The sequence below is a fragment of the Aquihabitans sp. G128 genome, assembly GCF_019048865.1.
Taxonomy (GTDB): domain Bacteria; phylum Actinomycetota; class Acidimicrobiia; order Acidimicrobiales; family Iamiaceae; genus Aquihabitans.
The window spans coordinates 4507399-4525818 of sequence record NZ_CP077604.1 but is presented as its reverse complement, the minus strand read 5'-3'; the positions used below and the strand labels follow the sequence as shown (position 1 = coordinate 4525818).

The following is an 18420-nucleotide window of genomic DNA, read 5'->3' as shown; positions in this document are numbered from 1 at the left end:
ACCCGAACGAGGAACCGCACCCCATGTCGATCGCCATCACCGATGACCACCGCGCCCTGGCCAGCACGGTGTCCGACCTCGTGCAGAAGCGCGACGCCCGCGGCGCGGCGCGCCCTGCTCGAGGCGCCCACCGAGGAGCTGCCCGCGCTGTGGGGCGAGCTGGCCGAGCTGGGGATGCTCGGCATCCACCTGCCCGAGGCCCACGGCGGGTCGGGCTACGGGCTCGAGGAGCTCGTCGTGGTGGTCGAGGAGCTGGGCCGCGCCGTGGCCCCCGGGCCCTTCGTGCCCACGGTGATCGCCAGCGCCGTGCTGGCCGCCACCGCCGACGACGCACTGCAGGGCGAGCTGCTCCCCGGCCTGGCCGACGGGTCGCTCACCGGTGCCGTGGCGCTCGACGGCGCGGTGGCGGTCGACGGCGGCAGGGCGTCCGGCTCGGCCGGCGTGGTGCTCGGCGGCGGGCTGGCCCAGGTGCTGCTCGTGCGGGTGGGCGACGACGTCGCCGTGGTGCGCGCCGGCGACGGCGTCACCGTGGAGGTCCCGCCCAACCTCGATCCCACCCGCCGCTCGGCCCGGGTCACGCTCGACGGGGCGCCGGCCACGGTCATCGCCGGCGCCGGCCAGGCCCTCGTCGACCTGACCCGCGTGGTCCTGTCGGCCGAGGCCGTGGGCCTGGCCCGCGAGTGCACCGACATGGCCGCCGCCTACGCCAAGGAGCGGGTGCAGTTCGGCCGGGTGATCGCCATGTACCAGGCGGTCAAGCACCACTGCGCCAACATGGTCGTGGCCACCGAGCTGGCCACCTCCGCCGTGTGGGACGCCGCCAAGGCCGCCTCCACCGGCGGCGACCAGCTCACCTACACCGCGGCGGTGGCCGCCACCCTCGCCGCTCCAGCGGCCGACCTGTGCGCCAACCTCAACACCCAGGTGCACGGCGGCATCGCCATCACGTGGGAGCACGACGCCCACCTGTACATGCGCCGGGCCACCACCCTGCTCACCTTCCTGCACGCCGACGAGGCCGCCGCCGACCTGGTCGACCTCACCCGCCGCGGCGTCACCCGCGGCAAGCAGGTTGAGCTGCCGCCCGAGGCCGAGCCCATCCGCGACGAGGTGCGGGCCTTCGCCGAGAGCATCAAGGACCTGTCGGCGGAGGACCAGCGCACCAAGCTCATCGAGACCGGCTACGTGATGCCGCACTGGCCCAAGCCCTACGGCCGCGCTGCCGGCGCCGTCGAGCAGCTGGTGATCGAGCAGGAGTTCGAGCGGGCCGGCGTGAAGCGCCCCGGCTACGGCATCACCGCCTGGAACATCCTCACGCTCATCCAGTACGCCACGCCCGACCAGGCCGAGCGCTGGGTGGGCCCGGCGCTGAACCAGGACGTCATCTGGTGCCAGCTCTTCAGCGAGCCCGACGCCGGCTCGGACGCCGCCGGCGTCAAGACCAAGGCCACGCGGGTCGACGGCGGCTGGCTGGTGAACGGCCAGAAGGTCTGGACCTCCGGCGCCCACGTGGCCGGGATGGGCTTCGCCACCGTGCGCACCAACCCGGACGTGCCCAAGCACCAGGGCATCACCACCATGGTGATCGACATGCACGCCAAGGGCGTCGAGGTCCGCCCCCTGAAGATGACCAACGGCGGCTCGGAGTTCAACGAGGTCTTCTTCGACGACGTGTTCGTCCCGGACGACGACGTCGTCGGTCCGGTCGACGGGGGCTGGACGGTGGCGCGGGCCACCCTGGGCAACGAGAGCGTGAGCATCGGCGGCGGCGGGGGCGGCATGTCGTACCCGGGCGCCGCGCTGGTGGCCCCGTTCGACGCCCACCCCGAGCGCCTGTCGGGCGGTGCGGCCCGCATCGGCCGCTACATCGCCGACCACCAGGCCATGGGGCTGCTCAACCTGCGCGCCGCCAACCGTGCCGTCGCCGGCTCCGAGCCCGGCCCCGAGGGCGCCATGACCAAGCTCGTCCTCTCCGAGATCGGCCACGACGCCGCCGCCATCCTCACCGAGCTCAACGGCCCCGACGCCGCCTTCATGGAAGGCGACGCCTTCATCGGCAACAGCCTCGTGCTCATGCACCGCGGCATGTCGATCGCCGGCGGCACCTCCGAGATCAAGCGCAACCAGATCGGCGAGCGCATCCTCGGCCTCCCCCGCGACCCCCTCATCAAGTAGTCGTCCCGCCCGCCCGGGCCCGGCACCCGACCGAGACCGAGACCGAGGAGTTGTTGCACTTCTGCACCGAGAGCGTGCAGAAGTGCGACAACGTCGGGGTCGGGGTCGGGGTGGGGCTCGATCCGCGAGGCTGCGGGGATGGGGTCGGTCGACGGAGGTGGCAGCGGGGGCGTCGTGGCACCGACGCGGCGGCCGCGGGACCGCAAGGCGCAGATCGTCGACGCAGCGGCGGAGCTCTTCGCCCGCAACGGGTTCGGGGCGGTGGGCATCGACGAGATCGGCGCCGCGGTCGGCGTCACCGGGCCGGCGATCTACCGGCACTTCCGGAGCAAGGACGCGCTGCTCGCCACCATCATCGAGCAGTCCGTGGCGCTGGTCGACGAGGTCACCCGCCAGGCGTTCGACGACGACGGAGCTGACGACGACGGCGGCGGCGAGGCGGGCCGCGAGCGGGACGACCGCGACGGCCACCTGCACCGGGCGGTGGTGGCCACCATCGGCGCGGTGCTCGGCCAGCCGGCGCTGCTGGGGACCTACCTGCGCGAGCGGCCGGCCCTGGGCGCCGAGGCGGCCGCCCCGTTCGTGCCCGCCGAGCGGGCCATCCGGCGGCGGTGGCAGGCCGCCATGGGCCACGCCCACCCGGACGTCGACGGCGCGCGGGCCGGGCTGCGGCAGGACGCGGTGATCGGCGCGGTCAACGCCGCCGCCCTGGCCCGCCGGGACCTGGCCGAGGCGCCCCTCACCGCGCTGCTGGCCGACTCGGCGATGGCGGTGATCGCCGCGCCCGTGCGGGCCGCGACCCCCGAGCCGGAGCGGGCGTGGTCGGTGCCCCGGTCGCGGCGCCAGGAGATCCTGCGCGCCGCGCTCGACCTGTTCGAGCACCGGGGCTTCGGCGGGGTGGGCATGGACGAGATCGGCGAGGCGGCCGGCACCTCCGGCCCGGCGATCTACCGCCAGTACGACAGCAAGGCCGACATCCTGGTGGACGCCTTCGAGGAGGCCGGCCAGCGGGTGGCGGTGGGCGTCGACGAGGCCCTGCGCGAGTCGGGGTCAGCCGCCGACGCGCTGGGCCGGCTGGCCCGCTCCTACGCCACCGTGGCCCTCGAGAGCACGGCGCTCATCACCGTCACCGAGCGCGAGGGCTTGTCGCTGCCCGACGCCGAGCGGCCCCGCATCGAGCGCCGGGCCCGCGCCATCCGCGACGGGTGGGCGGCGGTGGCCACCGAGCTGCGCCCCGACCTGGCGCCGGTCGAGGTGCGGCTGCTGGTGCGCACCGCGTTCCCGCTGGTGAACGGCGCCGCCCGGGGCAGCCGCCGCCGCTGGGCCGCCGACGAGCTGGCCGGGGCCGCCGAGGCCTGGATCCTCGGCGACCAGAAGTGAACGATCGTTGACGCTCGTCGCCTGACGCTGGTAGGTTCGCAGCGCCTGGGCTCAGGGGAACAGCAGCCCGAGGTGAACGACCGCTGCCGGCTGTCGGTGGGCGGAACCAGACGCGAAGGGGACGATTCGTGGCGCACTCGCTCGGGTTCACCGATGGGAGCGCCCGCGGGCGCCGAGCCACCGGGGTGCGGCGAGCCGCCGTGGTCGCCCTGGTCCTCGCCGCGTCGCTCGCGGCGTGCGGCGGGGAGAAGTCCGGGGGCGGCGCCACGAAGGCATCCGGGGCCACCGGCCTGGCCGCCCAGCACCTGACGGCCGAGGACGGCGAGTCCGGCCTGGCGAAGGCCGGCAAGCCGGTGCGGGGCGGCACCCTCACCTACGGCATCGAGGGCGAGTCCAACGGCGGCTTCTGCCTGCCGGAGGCCCAGCTGGCCATCTCCGGGATGCTGGTGGTGCGCGCCGTGTACGACACCCTCACCGTCCCGAACGCCGAGGGCGACTACGTGCCCTACCTCGCCAAGTCGGTCACCTCGAACGACGACCACACGGTGTGGACCATCGGGCTGCGCTCGGGCATCACGTTCCACGACGGCTCGAAGCTCGACGCCACCGTGGTGAAGAACAACCTCGACGCCTACCGCGGCACGTACCCGGCCCGGCACTCGCTGCTCTTCTCGTTCCTGCTCCACGACGTCGCCAGCGTCGACGTGGTCGACGACCTAACCGTGAAGGTCACCACGTCCCGCCCGTGGGCGGCCTTCCCGGCCCAGCTCTACGCCTCGTCCCGCATGGGGATCCTGGCCCAGGCCCAGCTGGACGACCCCGACACGTGCCACAGCAAGCTCATCGGGACGGGCCCCTTCGAGCTCGAGAGCTGGAAGCCCGGCACCAGCCTCAAGGCCAAGCGCAACCCGAAGTACTGGCAGACGGCGCCCGACGGCAAGCCGTACCCCTACGCCGACGCCATCGAGTTCAAGCCGATCCCCGACGCCCAGATCCTCACCAACGCCATCCGCAGCGGCGAGGTGAACATCATGCACACCTCCAACTCGCAGCTGATCGGCGGCACCCTGCGCAAGGAGCGCGACGCCGGCAAGCTCAACCTGCTGGTGTCCTCGGAGAAGGCGGAGATCAGCTTCATCCAGCTCAACAACACCAAGCCGCCGTTCGACGACGTGCGCATGCGCAAGGCCGTCATGCAGGCCATCGACCGCAAGGCGGCCAACCAGTTCCAGAACGACGGCTACGCCACGGTGGCCGACGGGCCGATCCCGCCCGGCTCGCTGGGCTACGTCGAGGACCCCGGGCTCCCGAAGTACGACCCGAAGGCGGCGAAGGAGCTGGTGGCCGACTACGTGGCCGACGGCGGCTCGTCGACGCTCAGCTTCATCACCGGCTCCGACGCCGCCTCCGTGCGCTTCGTCGAGTACCTCCGCCAGCAGCTCGAGAAGGTGGACATCAAGGTCACCATCAAGCAGCTCGACCAGACCGCCGCCATCAACGCCGCGCTGGGCAAGAGCTACCAGGCCGGCCTGTTCCGCAACTACCCGGGCGGCGACCCCGACGAGCTGAAGGTGTGGTTCGCCGGCGGCCTGCCCGGCACCCAGACGGCCAACCCGGTGAACCTGGCCGGCTTCGACGACCCGGTGGTGAACCAGGCCCTCGAGGACGGTCGCAGCGAGGGCGACCCGAAGAAGCGGGAGGCGATCTACCAGAAGCTGGTCAAGCGCATGGCGGAGCAGGTCTTCGACGTGTGGCTGTGGGACGTGCCGTGGGGCATCGCCACCGCCGCCGACGTCCACGGGATCATGGGCCCGCCCCTTCCCGGGGACGACCCGTCGAAGCCCGGGCCCGCCACCACGAAGGACGCCGCCCGCCAGCCCAGCCCGGGCCTGGCCACCGGCCACTCGCTCCTCGGCCTCTGGGTGGCGACGTAGCGGTGCCCGCCACCGCCACCGCCACCGTCGGCCGGTCGACGCCTAGGGTCCGCCTTCGCGGGCGGCACGGGGCCGCGCCGTCGGACCAAGGGGCCAAGCCATGACGTGGGACTTCTCGACCGAGCCCGAGTTCCAGGAGAAGCTCGACTGGGTGGCGCGCTTCTGCGCCGAGGAGGTCGAGCCGCTGGAGTACGTCTTCCCGTACGCCGTGCGCTCGAAGGACCCCAAGATCAAGGCCCTCGTCAAGGAGCTCCAGGACCAGGTCAAGGCCCAGGGCCTGTGGGCGCTGTTCCTGGACGAGGACCTCGGCGGCCCCGGCTTCGGCCAGCTCAAGCTGGGCCTGCTCAACGAGATCCTGGGCCGCTACCCGTCGGCCCCGCAGATCTTCGGCACCGCGGCGCCCGACACCGGGAACATGGAGATGCTGGCCGCCTACGGCACCGAGGAGCAGAAGGCCCGCTGGCTGACGCCGCTGCTCAACCAGGAGATCTTCTCGGCCTACTCCATGACCGAGCCCCAGGGCGGCTCGGACCCGAACCTGTTCCGCACCCACGCCGTCCGCGACGGCGAGGAGTGGGTCATCACCGGCGAGAAGTGGTTCACCAGCGCCGGCCGGGTGGCCGACATCCTCTTCGTGATGTGCACCAACGGCATGTTCGTGGTGCCGCGCGAGACCCCCCGGCGTGCACATCCAGCCCGAGCCCCGCAACCACAACCACATCGTCTACGACGAGGTGCGCGTCCCCCCTCGACCACCTGCTCGGCCCGGAAGACGGCGCCAAGGTGCTGGCCCAGCGGCGCCTCGGCGGCGGGCGGATCCACCACGCCATGCGCACCATCGCCCAGTGCCAGCTGGCCTTCGACATGATGTGCGAGCGGGCCCTCAGCCGCGAGTCGCACGGCAAGACCATCGCCGAGCACCAGATGGTCCAGGAGAAGATCGCCGACTCCTACGCCCAGATCCGCATGCTCCGGCTCTTCATGCTGGAGACGGCGTGGAAGATCGACAACACCAGCACCCAGGAGACCCGCACCGACATCGCGGCGGTGAAGTACTCCATGGCCAAGGTGCTGCGCGAGGTCTCGTTCAACGCCCTGCACATCCTGGGGTCGCTGGGCACCACCAACCTCACGCCCCTGCAGGCCATGTACGCCGGGGCCCCGACCATGGGCATCGCCGACGGCGTGGACGAGGTCCACAAGTCCACCGTCGCCCGCAACGTCCTCAAGGGCTACCGCCCCCACGAGGGCTACTGGCCCACCGAGTACTTCCCCGCCAAGCGCGAGGCGGCCCGAGCGAAGTTCGAGCCCCGGTTCCAGGCCGACCCGCAGCTGCGCGAGATGGCCGACGGCTACGCCAAGTACCTGGCCCGCCGGGGCTGAGCGCCGGCGTCCGGGGCGGCCGGCCGCCCGGCCCGAGCGGGCGAGGCCGGGTGGGCGGCCCAGCGGTCGCGGCCGGCGGCCTTGGCGCCGTAGAGGGCCTGGTCCGCCTGGTCGATGAGCCCGGCGGCGTCCAGGTCGGACGCGTGGTCGCTGGTGGCCACGCCGACGCTGAGGGTCACGCTGCACGTGGCGGCCGTGAGGGCGAACGGCGCGCGGATCCGGTCGATGCAGCGCTGGGCGAGCTGCTCGCCGACGCCGTCGCGGTCGCGGTGCACGGTCGACACCACCACGAACTCGTCACCGCCCATCCGGGCGAGGACGTCGCCGTCGGACAGGGCGTTGGTGAGGCGACGGCTCACCTGCACGAGGAGCTCGTCGCCGGTGGCGTGGCCCAGGCGGTCGTTCACGGCCTTGAAGCCGTCCAGGTCGCAGGCCAGCACGACCACCGCCCGGTCGGCCGGCACCGAGGCCAGCTGCTGGTCGAGCAGGTCGTAGGCGAGCCGCCGGTTCGGCAGGCCGGTCAGCATGTCGTGGTTGGCCTGGTGCTGCAGCTCGGCCATGGCCCGGCGGGAGTCGGTGACGTCCTCGAGGTTCAGCACCAGCCGGGCCCGGTGCAGGGTGCTGTCCACCCGGGCCACCCGAGCGCGGACCCAGCGGCTCTCGCCGGGGCCGCTCGGCAGCCGGCACTCGACGGTGGGCCGCAGGTGGCTCGACCGGAGGGCGTCCCGGCACGCCCCTTCGACCTCCTCGGCGTCGCGCCCGTCGACGAGGCCCGCGAAGGGCTCGCCCACGAGGTCGCCCGCTGCCGCCACCCCGAGGAGCGCCCGCCCTGCGTCGTTCAGGGCCACCACCTCCAGGTCCGAGCCGACGATGGCCATCCCCGTGGCTGCGCACTCGAAGGCGGCGCCGAAGAGCGATGCCCGGTCGTCGCTGCTCGCCTCGCGGGCCGCGGCGCTGATCGCCCGCCCGGCCTGGGCCGCCAGGAGCCCGAGGATGGTGAGCTGCTCCGGGCCCGGGAACCGCCGGCCTGCGGGCTCGTCGACGCTGACCACGCCGATCAGCGAGCCGTCCGGCGCCCACATGGGCGCCAGCAGCAGGTCCTCGGGGTGCCAGGGGTCGGTGGGGCCGTCGGCGACCGCGCCGTCGGCGGCCTCGTGGCGGGGCGGGTCCCAGGTGGCGAGCTGGGCCACCCGGCTCTGGTCGTGGTCGTGGCGGTAGTAGCGCAGGTCCCGCCAGCGGCTGGCGTGGTCCAACAGGTCGAGCCAGGTGTCGAGGGAGGCCTGCTCGCCGAGCAGCGACTCGGCGCCACCGCACACCGCTCGCACCACCACCGAGCCGTCGGCGTCGGTCACGTTGATGGCCGCCGAGCCGAACCCGCCGACGTCGCATACGCCCCGCACCACCGCGTCGAGCGTGGGCGCGAGGTCGGTGAGGCCGCCGAGCTCACGGACGGTGTCGAGGACCCGCCCGAGCCAGTCCCGATCGACGCCTGCGACCCGCCCGTCCCCCTCCTCGCCCATGCCCCCACTCTTCTACGCCCGGCCCGGCGGCACCTCTCGGCTGGGGCTGCCACCGTCGCGCACGGCCGACCTGACGTCGTCATGACGTCCGGGCCGGTTGGGTAGCCACGCGTTCATGGCCGTCATCGTCGTCCTCCTCGTCCTCGCCCTGATCTTCGGCCTCGGTGCCGTCCTGAAGGGGCTGCTCTGGCTGGCGCTCATCGCCGTGGCCCTCATCGTGGCGGCCGGCTTCCTGGGTCGGGCGGCGTTGAGCGCTCGCCGCGCCTGAGCGAGGCGCCAACCCCAGGGCATCGCTCGCACCACTTCTCGTGAGATCACCCGGTCGACGGTTCGCCCGCCCGCCGTAGGCGGACAGGTCCGGGGCGTGTCCACGACCCGCACCCACCACGGTCCCCTCCACACGAGCGATGGCGACCTGACCTGGACCGCGGTCACCTTCGAACTGGGCCCGACCGAGATCGAGCACCGCGAGCACCCCTGCCTCGACGACCAGCCCATCGACGACCACCGGTTCATCGAGGTGTGGATGCGGCACTTCGGCACGACGCCGACCGGACTCTGAGCCGGTGGGTACGTGGCAACCATGGATCGTTGGAACCGCTTCAGCCACAACCTCACCCGCCAGTCCGGCACCAAGGGGTTCTTCGCGCTCGTGCTGGGCGCCGTGGTGCTGTGGGGGGCCGATGGGCTGACCTTCGGCCCCACCCGCAGCTGGGAGCTCAGCGTCACCTGCGGCGTCCCGATCCTGACCCTGCTCATGGTCATCGTGCTCCAGCACGCCCAGAACCGCGACTCGAAGGCCACCCAGCTCAAGCTCAACGAGCTGCTGCTCGCCCTCGAGGAGCCCGACGCCCGCATCATCCGCGCCGGCCACCTGGGCGACGAGGACCTGGCCGTCCTCAGCGAGCACTACGAGGACCGCGCCCGCCCCGACCACGACGATCAGGACGAGCACCACCCCACCGACGCCTGAGCCCCGGGTCGCCACGAGGCCCACGCCGTCGCCCACCCGACGCAACTTGTGGGCCGAGGGCGCCGGAAACGGCAGCGTGGGCCCACAAGTTCGGCGGGGGTGGCCACGATCGACGCAACTTGTGGGCTGAGAGCGCCGGAAACGGCAGCGTGGGCCCACAAGTTCGGCGGGGGGGGAGGGGGTGTGGCGAGTGGGCGGGGGGAGGTGGCGTCGACGGAAGTAGCTGTTGCAACAGCATTCGTTGGAACGTAGGGTTGGCGGCGCACCACACCGCAGCGAGCACGGGGGCCGACGAGCGTGGCGGAGCCGCAGGGACCGATCGAGACCGACGTCGCCATCGTGGGCTGGGGACCGGTGGGCGCCGTGCTGGCGATCCTGCTGGCCCAGCAGGGCCACCGCGTGGTGGTGCTCGAGCGCTGGCTCCAGCCCTATCCCCTCCCCCGTGCCGTGCACTTCGACCACGAGGTCGGCCGCATCCTCCAGGGCTGCCGCATCGGGGCCGACCTGCGGGCCGCCAGCGAGGCGGCCGAGGTCTACGAGTGGCGCAACGGCGCGGGCACCACGTTGCTGCGCTTCGGCCGCATCGGCGCCGGCACCTCGGGCTGGCCCGAGTCGTCGATGTTCAACCAGCCGACCTTGGAGGCGCTCCTGCACCGTCGGGCGGCCGAGCTCCCGACCATCGAGCTGCGACGGGGCGTCGAGGTCACGGGCCTGGAGCAGGACGCCACCGCAGCGGTGGTGCACGGCACCGACCCCCAGGGAGCCGCGGTCGAGGTCCGGGCGCGCTACGTGGTGGGCTGCGACGGCGCCAACAGCACCGTCCGGGCGCTGGTGGACACGCCCGTGCACGACCTGGGCTTCTTCTACGACTGGCTCATCGTCGACGTGGTGCTCGACCAGCCCCGGGTGTTCGACCCGCTCAACCTCCAGGTGTGCGACCCGGCGCGACCCACCACCGCGGTCTCGGGCGGGCCCGGCCGGCGCCGGTGGGAGTTCATGCGCCTCCCCGAGGAGGCCGTCGCCGACGTGGGCACCGAGGCGCGCGCCTGGGAGCTGCTCGCCCCGTGGGCCGTGACCCCCGCCAACGCCACCCTCGAGCGCCACGCCGTGTACACGTTCAACGCCCGCTTCGCCGAGCGGTGGCGCACCGGTCGGGTGCTGCTGGCCGGCGACGCCGCCCACCAGATGCCACCCTTCGCGGGCCAGGGCCTCTGCTCGGGGCTGCGCGACGTCGCCAACCTCTCGTGGAAGGTCGACCACGTCCTCCGCGGCCTGGCCCCTGAGGCGCTGCTCGACACCTACGAGCAGGAGCGCTTGCCCGACGCCCGCGCGGCGATCGACCTCTCGATGGCGCTGGGCAAGGTCATCTGCGTGCCCGACCCCGCCGAGGCCGCGGCTCGGGACGCAGCCATGAGCGCCTCGGTCGGCAGCACGCTGGCCGAGGCGCCGGAGCAGCCCCCCTTGGCGGCTGGCCTGCTCCACCCCGCAGCGCCGCGAGCGGGCCACCTGTCGATCCAGGCCCGCGTGGGCAGCGGCGAGGGCGGCCCGGCGCTGCTCGACGACGTGCTCCCCGCCGGCTGGCACCTCGTGACCGTCGCCCCGGACGCCGAGGCGCTCGACGACGATGCCCGCTCGGTGCTCGCCGGCCTCGGTGGGTCGCTCGCCGCCATCGGCGACCACCCCGGCGCCTGGCCCGACGTCGAGGGCCGCTACGCCGCCTGGTTCGCGGACCACGGGTGCCGCTGGGCGCTCCAACGGCCCGACCGCCGCCTCTACGGCACCGCGGCCACCCCGGCCGAGGCGGGCGACCTCCTGCGGGACCTGCGCACCCGGCTCGCGGCGCCGGGCTAGCCCTCCGGGTCGAAGCGGGCGGCCAGGGCGTCGGCAGCCGAAGGGGCCATCAGCGAGAGGTCCGGCACGTTCTCCATGAGCTCGATGCGGGTGCCGTCCGGGTCGGTCAGGTACAGCAGCTTGGTGGGCGCCACCGCGCCGGCCGGGTCGCCCAGCACCGAGAGGGTGTGGGCGTGGACCTCGCCCCCGGCCGCCCGCACGGCCGCGGTGAGCTCGTCGATGTCGTCGACGCGGAACGACAGGTGGGTGAAGCCCAGCTGGGTCATGGGCTTGCGCTCGCCGGTGCCCGTCATCGGCACGTCGATCCACTGCAGCAGCTCGATGCGGACGTCGTCGCGCAGCAGCATCGCCGAGCGGAACCCGCCGTCCTGCTCCATCGTGGCGGCCACCTCGCCGCCCACGAAGTCGACGCCGTACAGCTGCGTGAAGCCAAGGGCCTCGGTGTAGAAGCGCGTCGACCGCTCGATGTCGGTGACGCAGATGCCGATGTGGGAGAAGCCTTGGAGCGCCACGGTGCACGTCCGTCCGGGTCGGGGGTGGGAGCGCCGGCAGTCTGCCGCGCTCAGCGCAGCGCGATGCGGACCAGGTTCGGACCGAACCAGTCGGTGGCCACGCGGGCGGCCACCTCGGGGATGAGGTGCACCCCGTCGGGGCGGATCGCCTGGTCGTGCGGGTAGGCGGTGCCCTCGAACCACGACCGGAAGTCGAGCACCTCCACCCGTCCCGGGTGCCGCTCGACCGCAGCCTCGACGGTCCGCTGCACGAGCGCCTGGCCGCCGTCGCCGAAGCTGGGATCGGCGTACTTGGGCTCGGTGCCGATCTGGGCGGGCCGCAGCCAGACCACGTGGGGCACGTCGGCATCGACCGCCGCGTCGAAGAAGGTCCGGTAGCCGTCCTCGATGTGGGTGCGGTACGTCGGGTCCGTCGGCCGCAGGCCGGGGCCGTCGCCCCAGCGGCGGTCCCAGGTGTCGGCGGCGGCGATCACGACGACCACCACGTCCGGGTGGAGGCGCTCGTAGTCGCCGGGCAGGGCTTCGAGGCGCTCGTCGCACGCCTTCCGGTACTGGTCGAGGAAGTCGAGGTAGTGGCCGCCCGTGACGAGGCCGCAGGCCGGGAGGGCCTCGACGTCGACCTGGGCGAGCGAGGGGTGGGCAGCGGCCCACTCGACCAGCCCAGCCCCCATGACCTCGCCGGTGGAGTCGCCGACCACGAGGATGCGCACGGGACGGGCCGGCACCGGGCCCGTTCCCAGCCCGGGGGCGCCCGCCGGCAACGGCTCGATGCGGGCCTTCTCTGCCGTGCTCGCCTCCACGTGGCCGAGCGCCGGCGCCGGGCCGGGCGCGATGGCAGCTGCGGCGAGGACCAGGACGGCGATGGCGCCGAACGCCGGAGCGAACGTCGTGCGGGGGCGCGGGGCTCGACGGCGGATGGGCCGCTCCAGGAGCCAGTACGAGATCACCGCTGCGGAGCCGCTGGCGACGCACTTGGCGAGGAACAGCGGGCCACCGTGCAGGCCCAGGGGGTGGGCGTCGGCGAGCAGGAAGATCGGCCAGTGGAAGACGTACAGGCCGTAGGAGACCGCGCCGACGGCCACCAGCGGTCGGCGGGCGAGCAGGCGCTGCGCGGGACCGTCGACCTGCAGGCCGGCCACGAGCGCGGCGGAGAGCAGGGCGAAGAGCGGGAGCCCGCCCTGGTACGCCCACCCGTGCCCGCTGGGGGTCAGGACCGTGAGGGCCACGAACACGACCAGGGCGGCTGGCGCCACCCAGGCCAGCCACGCAGGCACCTGGCGGTGCTGCAGCACCATGGCCAGGACCACGCCGGCGAACAGCTCGGCGAGGCGGGCCGGGGTGCTGAGGTAGGCGGCGTCGGCGCTCCAGACCCGGGCCACGACGGCCGGCACCACGGCGAGCAGGGCGAAGGCGGCGACCGCCAGCCGCAAGCGCACGGCCGGGCTGCGCCGGGCCCACACCAGGGCGAAGGCGAGGGGCCACACCAGGTAGAACTGCTCCTCGATGGCGAGCGACCAGAAGTGCTCCACCGGCGAGGCGCCCGCCGCGAAGATCTCGGCGTAGCTGCGACCGGAGGTCAGCTGGGCCCAGTTGGCGAGCTGGCTGACGGCGCCGAACAGGTCCCGGCGCAGGTTCGCCACCTCGTCGAAGGCCCCGAGCTGGGTGGCCAGCAGGATGGCGGCCACGCAGGCGCAGGACGCGGGCAGCAGGCGGCGAGCTCGACGGGTGGCGAAGCGCACGAGGTCGATGCGCCCGGTGCGCTCGTGCTCGGCCAGGAGCAGCCGGGTGATCAGGAAGCCGGACAACGTGAAGAAGACCGACACGCCCAGGTACCCGCCGGAGGCCCAGCCGAAGCCGCCGTGGAAGGCCAGCACCGCCGCCACGGCCACCGCCCGGAGCCCGTCGAGCGCCGGGAGGCGCGGCAGCGCGCCCGCCTGGTCGAGGCCATCGGCGCCCGGCAGCTCGGTCGGTCCGGTCGGCGCAAGGGGCCGGGCTGGTGGCTGCGTGCGACTCCTCCTCCACTCGAACGGTGCCTCGCGCTGCCAGGCACCCCAAGCGTCGCACCCGCGCCGGCGAAACCGGACATCTCGGACAGGCCGAGCGGCGCGCACCGGCTTTCCTCCGGCTACCGAGAGGCGTACGTTCCTGGCGATGCGCCGTCGCGGGACGGCGCCCAGAGTGCGAGGAGCCGCCATGAAGCGGTCTGTCCTTTCCCTGCTCGTCGCCGTGCTGCTCGTCGGCGGGGCCAGCTACGCGTGGGCTTCCCCCCAGGGCGACCCACCGCCGCCGCCCGACAAGCCGCTCGACCTCCCCGGCCAGTCACCGAGCGTCAACGCCGACGGGCCTTCGGGCACGCGCGGCCAGATCGGCACCCGCAACGCCGTCATCAAGCGCGAGTACGTGCCGCTGGCCACGCCGTGCCGCCTGTACGACTCGCGCACCAGCGGCGGCCGCTTCAGCCCCAGCGAGGTGCGCACCGTACCGCTCACCAAGTGCCCGGCCATCTCCCCGTACGCCACCGCCCTCGACGCATCGATCTCCGCGGCCGACCCGCTGTCGGCGGGCTACCTCCGGGCGTGGGCCAACGGCACCAACGAGCCCAACCAGACCGTCCTCCAGTGGGGCAGCACGGGCAACACCGCCGGCGCCACCATCACCACGGCATCGAGCGGCATCAAGGTGCGGGCGTTCACCGGCAGCACCCACGTGGTGGTCGACGTGGCCGGCTACTACATCGAGCCGATCTACGCCGACGTCCTCACCGCGAGCACCAACCAGTTCGCCGACATGTACTCCTCCACCGGCATGGTCTCCGGGTACTCGAGCGCGTTCGCCAACCCCGGCCAGATCGTCGTCAGCTTCCGCCGGGACATCCTCTACTGCGACATCCAGGCCACGGCCGAACCCGCCGGCTACATCGCCACCGCGGTGTACACGAGCTCCAACTCTGCGATCGTGCGGGTCACCGACTCCAACGGCAACTGGGCTCGCGCCTACGCCTCGGTCACCGTCAACTGCTGACCGCTGGTCACCGGGTACCGGGCTCGATCGAGGGCCCTGCACCCGGTGACGGAGCGCGTCAGGAATGTCACCCGAAGTGGGGGTTGTCACCCAGGCGGTCGACCTGAGACGATCCCCCGAGCGGCGGGCGCCGCTCACCTGGCGGCGGCGGTGAGCGCGCCAGGGGCGGGACGCTTGAGCAGCCAGGCCGACCGATCGTCTTCGACGCGGAGGTGACGGTTGTGGAGATCACTCGTGTTTGGGTCCAGGGGGCGGAGCAGCCGTGCTGCGAGGTGAAGGGCTTCCCGGCCCGGCCGTCGCTGGCCCACGCCCACCCGCCCCTGGCGCCGGTGCACGCCGTCGACCTCGAGACGGGCGAGACGTGGTGCGGCGTGGAGGCGTTGCAGGTCCACGCCACGCTCACCTGGCCCCCCATGGCCGGCACGGCGTGCCCCGACTGCCAGGACTGCTCCGAGCTCGGAAGCTGACCCCGGGCTGGCCACCGGCGATCCGGCTGTGGTCGGCGAGGGTCGGCCCCAGCGGGTAGGCCGGGGGGCCATGCTCACGCTCCCCGCCCCGGTCGCCGCCGCCCAGGTCCTCGACCACGTGGGCGAGGGGGCCGACATCGTGGTCCCCCTCGCCAACGGCGAGCCCACCGCCGTGCTCGACGCCATCGAGGCGGGCGTCGAGCAGCTGTCCGGCGTGCGCATCCACCAGATGCACGCCCTGCACGACCGGCCCTACCTGCACGCCGCCCCGGACGACACCCGGCTCCGGCACGTGTCGTACTTCCTCTCGCACGTGACCCGACCGGCGTACTGGGCCGGGACCATCGACCTCGTGCCCAACCACTTCTCCGAGGTGCCGCTGATCCTGCAGCGCAGCACCCGGTGCGACCTGGTGGTGGCGGCCTGCTCGCCGCCGGACCGCCACGGGTACTTCAGCCTCGGCACCAACGCCGACTACGTGGCGTCGCTGATCGGCCGGGTCCCGTTCTTCCTCGAGGCCACCCCGCACATGCCCCGCACCCGCGGCGCCAACGTGCTGCACCACTCCCAGATCGTGGGCTGGTGCGAGTCGGACCGACCGCTGGTCGAGGTGCCGCGGCCGGTGCCCGGAGCCGTCGACCGGGCCATCGCGGCGCACGTCGCCGAGCGCATCCCGAACGAGGCGACCATCCAGGTGGGCATCGGCACCATCGCCGCCGGCGTGCTGGAGGCCCTCGGCGGCCACCGCGGCCTGGGCATCCACACGGAGCTGCTCCACGACGGCATGGTCGACCTGGTGGAGGCGGGGGTGGTCACGGGTGCGAACAAGGAGGTGCGTCGCAACCGGGTGGCCACCACCTTCTGCCTCGGGACCCGCCGGCTCTACGACTGGCTCGACGACAACGCATCGGTGGAGCTGCTCGGCGTCGACTTCGTGAACGACCCGCGCGTCATCGCCCGCATGAAGCGCTTCGCCTCGGTCAACGCCACCACCGAGGTCGACCTGCTCGGCCAGTGCGCCTCGGAGACCATCGCCGGGCGCTACTGGTCGTCGTCCGGCGGCCAGGCCGACTTCGCCCGCGGCGCCATGTACGCCGAGGAGGGCCAGGCGTTCATCGTGACCCGCTCGACCACGCGGGACGGCCGCACCCGCATCGTGCCGACGCTGGCGCCGGGCTCGGTGGTGACCACCATCAAGAACACCGTCGACCACGTGGTCACCGAGCACGGCGTGGCCGAGCTGCGCGGGCGATCGCTCGCCGACCGGGCCCGCGCCCTCATCGCCATCGCCGATCCCGCCCACCGCGACGACCTCGGCCGGGCGGCCAGGGAGCTCGGCCTCCTCCACTGAGCCGGCGCGGCGAAGATGTCGAGGTCGGCCCCTCGGCTCCGACGTCTCCCCGAACCGGCGCCCACCGGCGCCCCACAGCAGGAGGACCCCCATGCCCAAGCTCCGTGCCCACAACATCTCGATGTCGCTCGACGGCTTCGCCGCCGGACCCGACCAGGACGAGGACAACCCGCTCGGGGTGGGCGGTCGAGCCCTGCACGAGTGGGCCTTCGCCACGCCCTCGGGCCGGGCCATGTTCGGCGGCGACCCGCCCGAGCTCACGCCGGGCCTGGAGGTCGACGAGGCCTGGTGGCGGGCCGGCGACGAGGGCATCGGCGCCACGATCATGGGCCGCAACATGTTCGGGCCCGTGCGGGGACCGTGGCCCGACCACTCGTGGACCGGCTGGTGGGGCCCGGAGCCGCCGTACCACCACCCCGTGTTCGTGCTCACCCACCACGTCCGCCCCGCCCTCGAGCTGGACGGCACCACCTTCCACTTCGTGGACGGCGGCATCGAGGCGGCGCTGGAGCTGGCCTTCGCCGCCGCCGACGGTGCCGACGTGCGGGTCGGCGGCGGCGCCAGCACCGTCCGCCAGTACCTGGCCGCCGAGCTGCTCGACGACCTCCACGTGGCCATCGCCCCGCTGTTCCTCGGGCGTGGTGAGCGGATCTTCGACGATCCCGCCGGGCTGGCGGGCTACGGGGTGACCGAGGTCGTGCAGGGCGCCGGCGCCACCCACGTCCGGATCGCCAAGGGCGGCTGACCCGGGACACCCGCCAGGAGCCGGGGCGCCCGGGGCCGCTACCGCCCGAGGGGTCGGAGCGCCTCGGGCGTGAGGTCGGCCAGGGAGCCGTAGCCGTCGACGGCCATGGTCAGGTCGAGCTCGGCGAGCAGGCAGCTGAGGACGTGCTCGACGCCGGCCTGGCCGCCGACGGCGAGACCGAAGGCGTAGGGCCGACCGATGCCCACCGCGGTGGCGCCCAGGGCGAGCGCCTTCACGGCGTCGGGCCCGCTGCGGATGCCCGAGTCGAAGATCACCGGCGCGTCGCCGGCCACGTCGACGATGCCCGGGAGGCACTCGAGCGCCGGCAGGCCGCCGTTGGCCTGCCGGCCGCCGTGGGTGGAGCAGTAGATGCCGTCGACGCCGAGGTCGAGGGCCCGCCGGGCGTCGTCGGGGTGGCACACGCCCTTGAGCAGCAGGGGCACGGTGGTGATGGACCGCAGCCACCGAGGTCGTCCCAGCCCAGGCCCGGGTTGCCGAAGCTCATGGCCCACAGCCCGGTGGCGGCCGACACGTCTTCCTCGGGCGGCACGGCCAGCTGGGCGCGGAACACCGGGTCGGAGAAGTAGTTGGCCAGGCACAGCCCCTGGAGCTGCGGGAAGCTGGCGATGGTGAGGTCCCGGGGGCGCCAGCCCAGCGTGAGGGTGTCGAGGGTGACCACGATGGCCGAGTAGCCGGCCGCCTCGGCCCGGCGCACGAAGCTCTCGCAGAGCTCGCGGTCCTTGGGCGGGTACAGCTGGAACCAGCCCGGCGTCTCGCCCAGCTCGGCGGCCACCACCTCCAGCGGGTCCTCCATCAACGTCGACGCCACCATCGGCACGCCGGACGACGCCGCGGCCCGGGCGGTGAGCACGTCGCCGTGGCCGTCGGGGTCGATGATGCCGATCACGCCCACCGGGGCGAGCAGCAGCGGGGTGGGCAGCCGGGTGCCGAAGAGGTCGACGTGCAGGTCCCGCTCGGCGGCCCCGGCCAGCACCCGGGGCACCAGCCCCCACCGGTCGAACGCCGCGACGTTGGCCCGCTGGGTGCGCTCGTCGCCCGCCCCGCCGGCCACGTAGGACCACAGCTGCTCGGTCATCTCCGCCTCGGC

At 73.6% G+C, this 18420-nt stretch carries 13 protein-coding genes and 3 pseudogenes; 12 read left to right on the top strand and 4 right to left on the bottom strand.

What is annotated here, in order from left to right; genetic code table 11:
• The first annotated feature begins 23 nt into the window (after window positions 1-23).
• The 4 genes and pseudogenes from KSP35_RS21710 to KSP35_RS26275 all read left to right on the top strand — a co-directional run bounded on the left by KSP35_RS21710 (window position 24) and on the right by KSP35_RS26275 (window position 6872).
• A pseudogene (locus KSP35_RS21710) lies at window positions 24-2175 on the top strand (acyl-CoA dehydrogenase).
• Window positions 2176-2313: 138 nt separating this feature from the next.
• Window positions 2314-3555 carry a TetR/AcrR family transcriptional regulator gene (locus KSP35_RS21705; RefSeq protein ID WP_216997850.1) on the top strand — a complete coding sequence of 414 codons (1242 nt, stop codon included), beginning with the start codon at window positions 2314-2316 and terminating at the stop codon, window positions 3553-3555.
• A 128-nt stretch (window positions 3556-3683) separates the two neighbouring features.
• Window positions 3684-5489, top strand: a complete 1806-nt coding sequence (locus KSP35_RS21700) for an ABC transporter substrate-binding protein (RefSeq protein WP_216997849.1) — start codon at window positions 3684-3686, stop codon at window positions 5487-5489.
• 100 nt (window positions 5490-5589) lie between these two features.
• Window positions 5590-6872 (top strand): annotated as a pseudogene (locus tag KSP35_RS26275) (acyl-CoA dehydrogenase family protein).
• Here the strand turns inward: KSP35_RS26275 and KSP35_RS21690 are convergent.
• Window positions 6842-8392 carry a GGDEF domain-containing protein gene (locus KSP35_RS21690; RefSeq protein ID WP_216997848.1) on the bottom strand — a complete coding sequence of 517 codons (1551 nt, stop codon included), beginning with the start codon at window positions 8390-8392 and terminating at the stop codon, window positions 6842-6844. The pseudogene KSP35_RS26275 and the gene KSP35_RS21690 sit on opposite strands and share 31 nt — an antisense overlap.
• Window positions 8393-8507: 115 nt before the next feature.
• On the opposite strand from KSP35_RS21690, the gene KSP35_RS21685 reads away from it, so the two are divergent.
• From KSP35_RS21685 to KSP35_RS21670, 4 genes are all read left to right on the top strand, one after another.
• A complete protein-coding gene (locus tag KSP35_RS21685; RefSeq protein ID WP_216997847.1) occupies window positions 8508-8660 on the top strand; it encodes a hypothetical protein in 153 nt (50 codons plus the stop codon).
• A 96-nt stretch (window positions 8661-8756) separates the two neighbouring features.
• Entirely contained in the window at window positions 8757-8954 is a 198-nt protein-coding gene (locus tag KSP35_RS21680) for a hypothetical protein (protein ID WP_216997846.1), read from the top strand.
• A gap of 21 nt (window positions 8955-8975) precedes the next feature.
• Complete coding sequence (locus KSP35_RS21675; protein ID WP_216997845.1) at window positions 8976-9365, top strand: low affinity iron permease family protein; 390 nt, start codon at window positions 8976-8978, stop codon at window positions 9363-9365.
• 297 nt (window positions 9366-9662) lie between these two features.
• A complete protein-coding gene (locus tag KSP35_RS21670; protein WP_216997844.1) occupies window positions 9663-11216 on the top strand; it encodes a bifunctional 3-(3-hydroxy-phenyl)propionate/3-hydroxycinnamic acid hydroxylase in 1554 nt (517 codons plus the stop codon).
• Here KSP35_RS21670 and KSP35_RS21665 read toward each other — a convergent pair.
• Both KSP35_RS21665 and KSP35_RS21660 read right to left on the bottom strand, forming a co-directional pair.
• The gene (locus KSP35_RS21665) at window positions 11213-11728 is read right to left on the bottom strand and encodes a VOC family protein (protein WP_216997843.1); all 516 of its coding nucleotides are present in this window, start codon (window positions 11726-11728) and stop codon (window positions 11213-11215) included. The genes KSP35_RS21670 and KSP35_RS21665 overlap by 4 nt on opposite strands.
• Before the next feature lie 50 nt (window positions 11729-11778).
• Window positions 11779-13617, bottom strand: a complete 1839-nt coding sequence (locus KSP35_RS21660; RefSeq protein ID WP_216997842.1) for an acyltransferase family protein — start codon at window positions 13615-13617, stop codon at window positions 11779-11781.
• A 304-nt stretch (window positions 13618-13921) separates the two neighbouring features.
• Here KSP35_RS21660 and KSP35_RS21655 point away from each other — a divergent pair, with 304 nt between their 5' ends.
• From KSP35_RS21655 to KSP35_RS21640, 4 genes are all read left to right on the top strand, one after another.
• Window positions 13922-14749, top strand: a complete 828-nt coding sequence (locus KSP35_RS21655) for a hypothetical protein (RefSeq protein ID WP_216997841.1) — start codon at window positions 13922-13924, stop codon at window positions 14747-14749.
• 272 nt (window positions 14750-15021) lie between these two features.
• Window positions 15022-15216, top strand: a complete 195-nt coding sequence (locus KSP35_RS21650) for a hypothetical protein (protein WP_216997840.1) — start codon at window positions 15022-15024, stop codon at window positions 15214-15216.
• A gap of 70 nt (window positions 15217-15286) precedes the next feature.
• A complete protein-coding gene (locus tag KSP35_RS21645; RefSeq protein ID WP_216997839.1) occupies window positions 15287-16567 on the top strand; it encodes an acetyl-CoA hydrolase/transferase family protein in 1281 nt (426 codons plus the stop codon).
• 91 nt (window positions 16568-16658) lie between these two features.
• Window positions 16659-17312 carry a dihydrofolate reductase family protein gene (locus KSP35_RS21640; RefSeq protein ID WP_216997838.1) on the top strand — a complete coding sequence of 218 codons (654 nt, stop codon included), beginning with the start codon at window positions 16659-16661 and terminating at the stop codon, window positions 17310-17312.
• 38 nt (window positions 17313-17350) lie between these two features.
• Here KSP35_RS21640 and KSP35_RS21630 read toward each other — a convergent pair.
• Window positions 17351-18408, bottom strand: a pseudogene (locus KSP35_RS21630) (alpha-hydroxy-acid oxidizing protein).
• Window positions 18409-18420: the final 12 nt, after the last annotated feature.

Coding starts and splice junctions, on each gene's coding strand:
- KSP35_RS21640 (WP_216997838.1), top strand. CDS start 16,659: ATGCCCAAGCTCCGTGCCCACAACATCTCGATGTCGCTCGACGGCTTC.
- KSP35_RS21685 (WP_216997847.1), top strand. CDS start 8,508: ATGGCCGTCATCGTCGTCCTCCTCGTCCTCGCCCTGATCTTCGGCCTC.
- KSP35_RS21705 (WP_216997850.1), top strand. CDS start 2,314: ATGGGGTCGGTCGACGGAGGTGGCAGCGGGGGCGTCGTGGCACCGACG.
- KSP35_RS21645 (WP_216997839.1), top strand. CDS start 15,287: ATGCTCACGCTCCCCGCCCCGGTCGCCGCCGCCCAGGTCCTCGACCAC.
- KSP35_RS21675 (WP_216997845.1), top strand. CDS start 8,976: ATGGATCGTTGGAACCGCTTCAGCCACAACCTCACCCGCCAGTCCGGC.
- KSP35_RS21655 (WP_216997841.1), top strand. CDS start 13,922: ATGAAGCGGTCTGTCCTTTCCCTGCTCGTCGCCGTGCTGCTCGTCGGC.
- KSP35_RS21690 (WP_216997848.1), bottom strand. CDS start 8,392: ATGGGCGAGGAGGGGGACGGGCGGGTCGCAGGCGTCGATCGGGACTGG.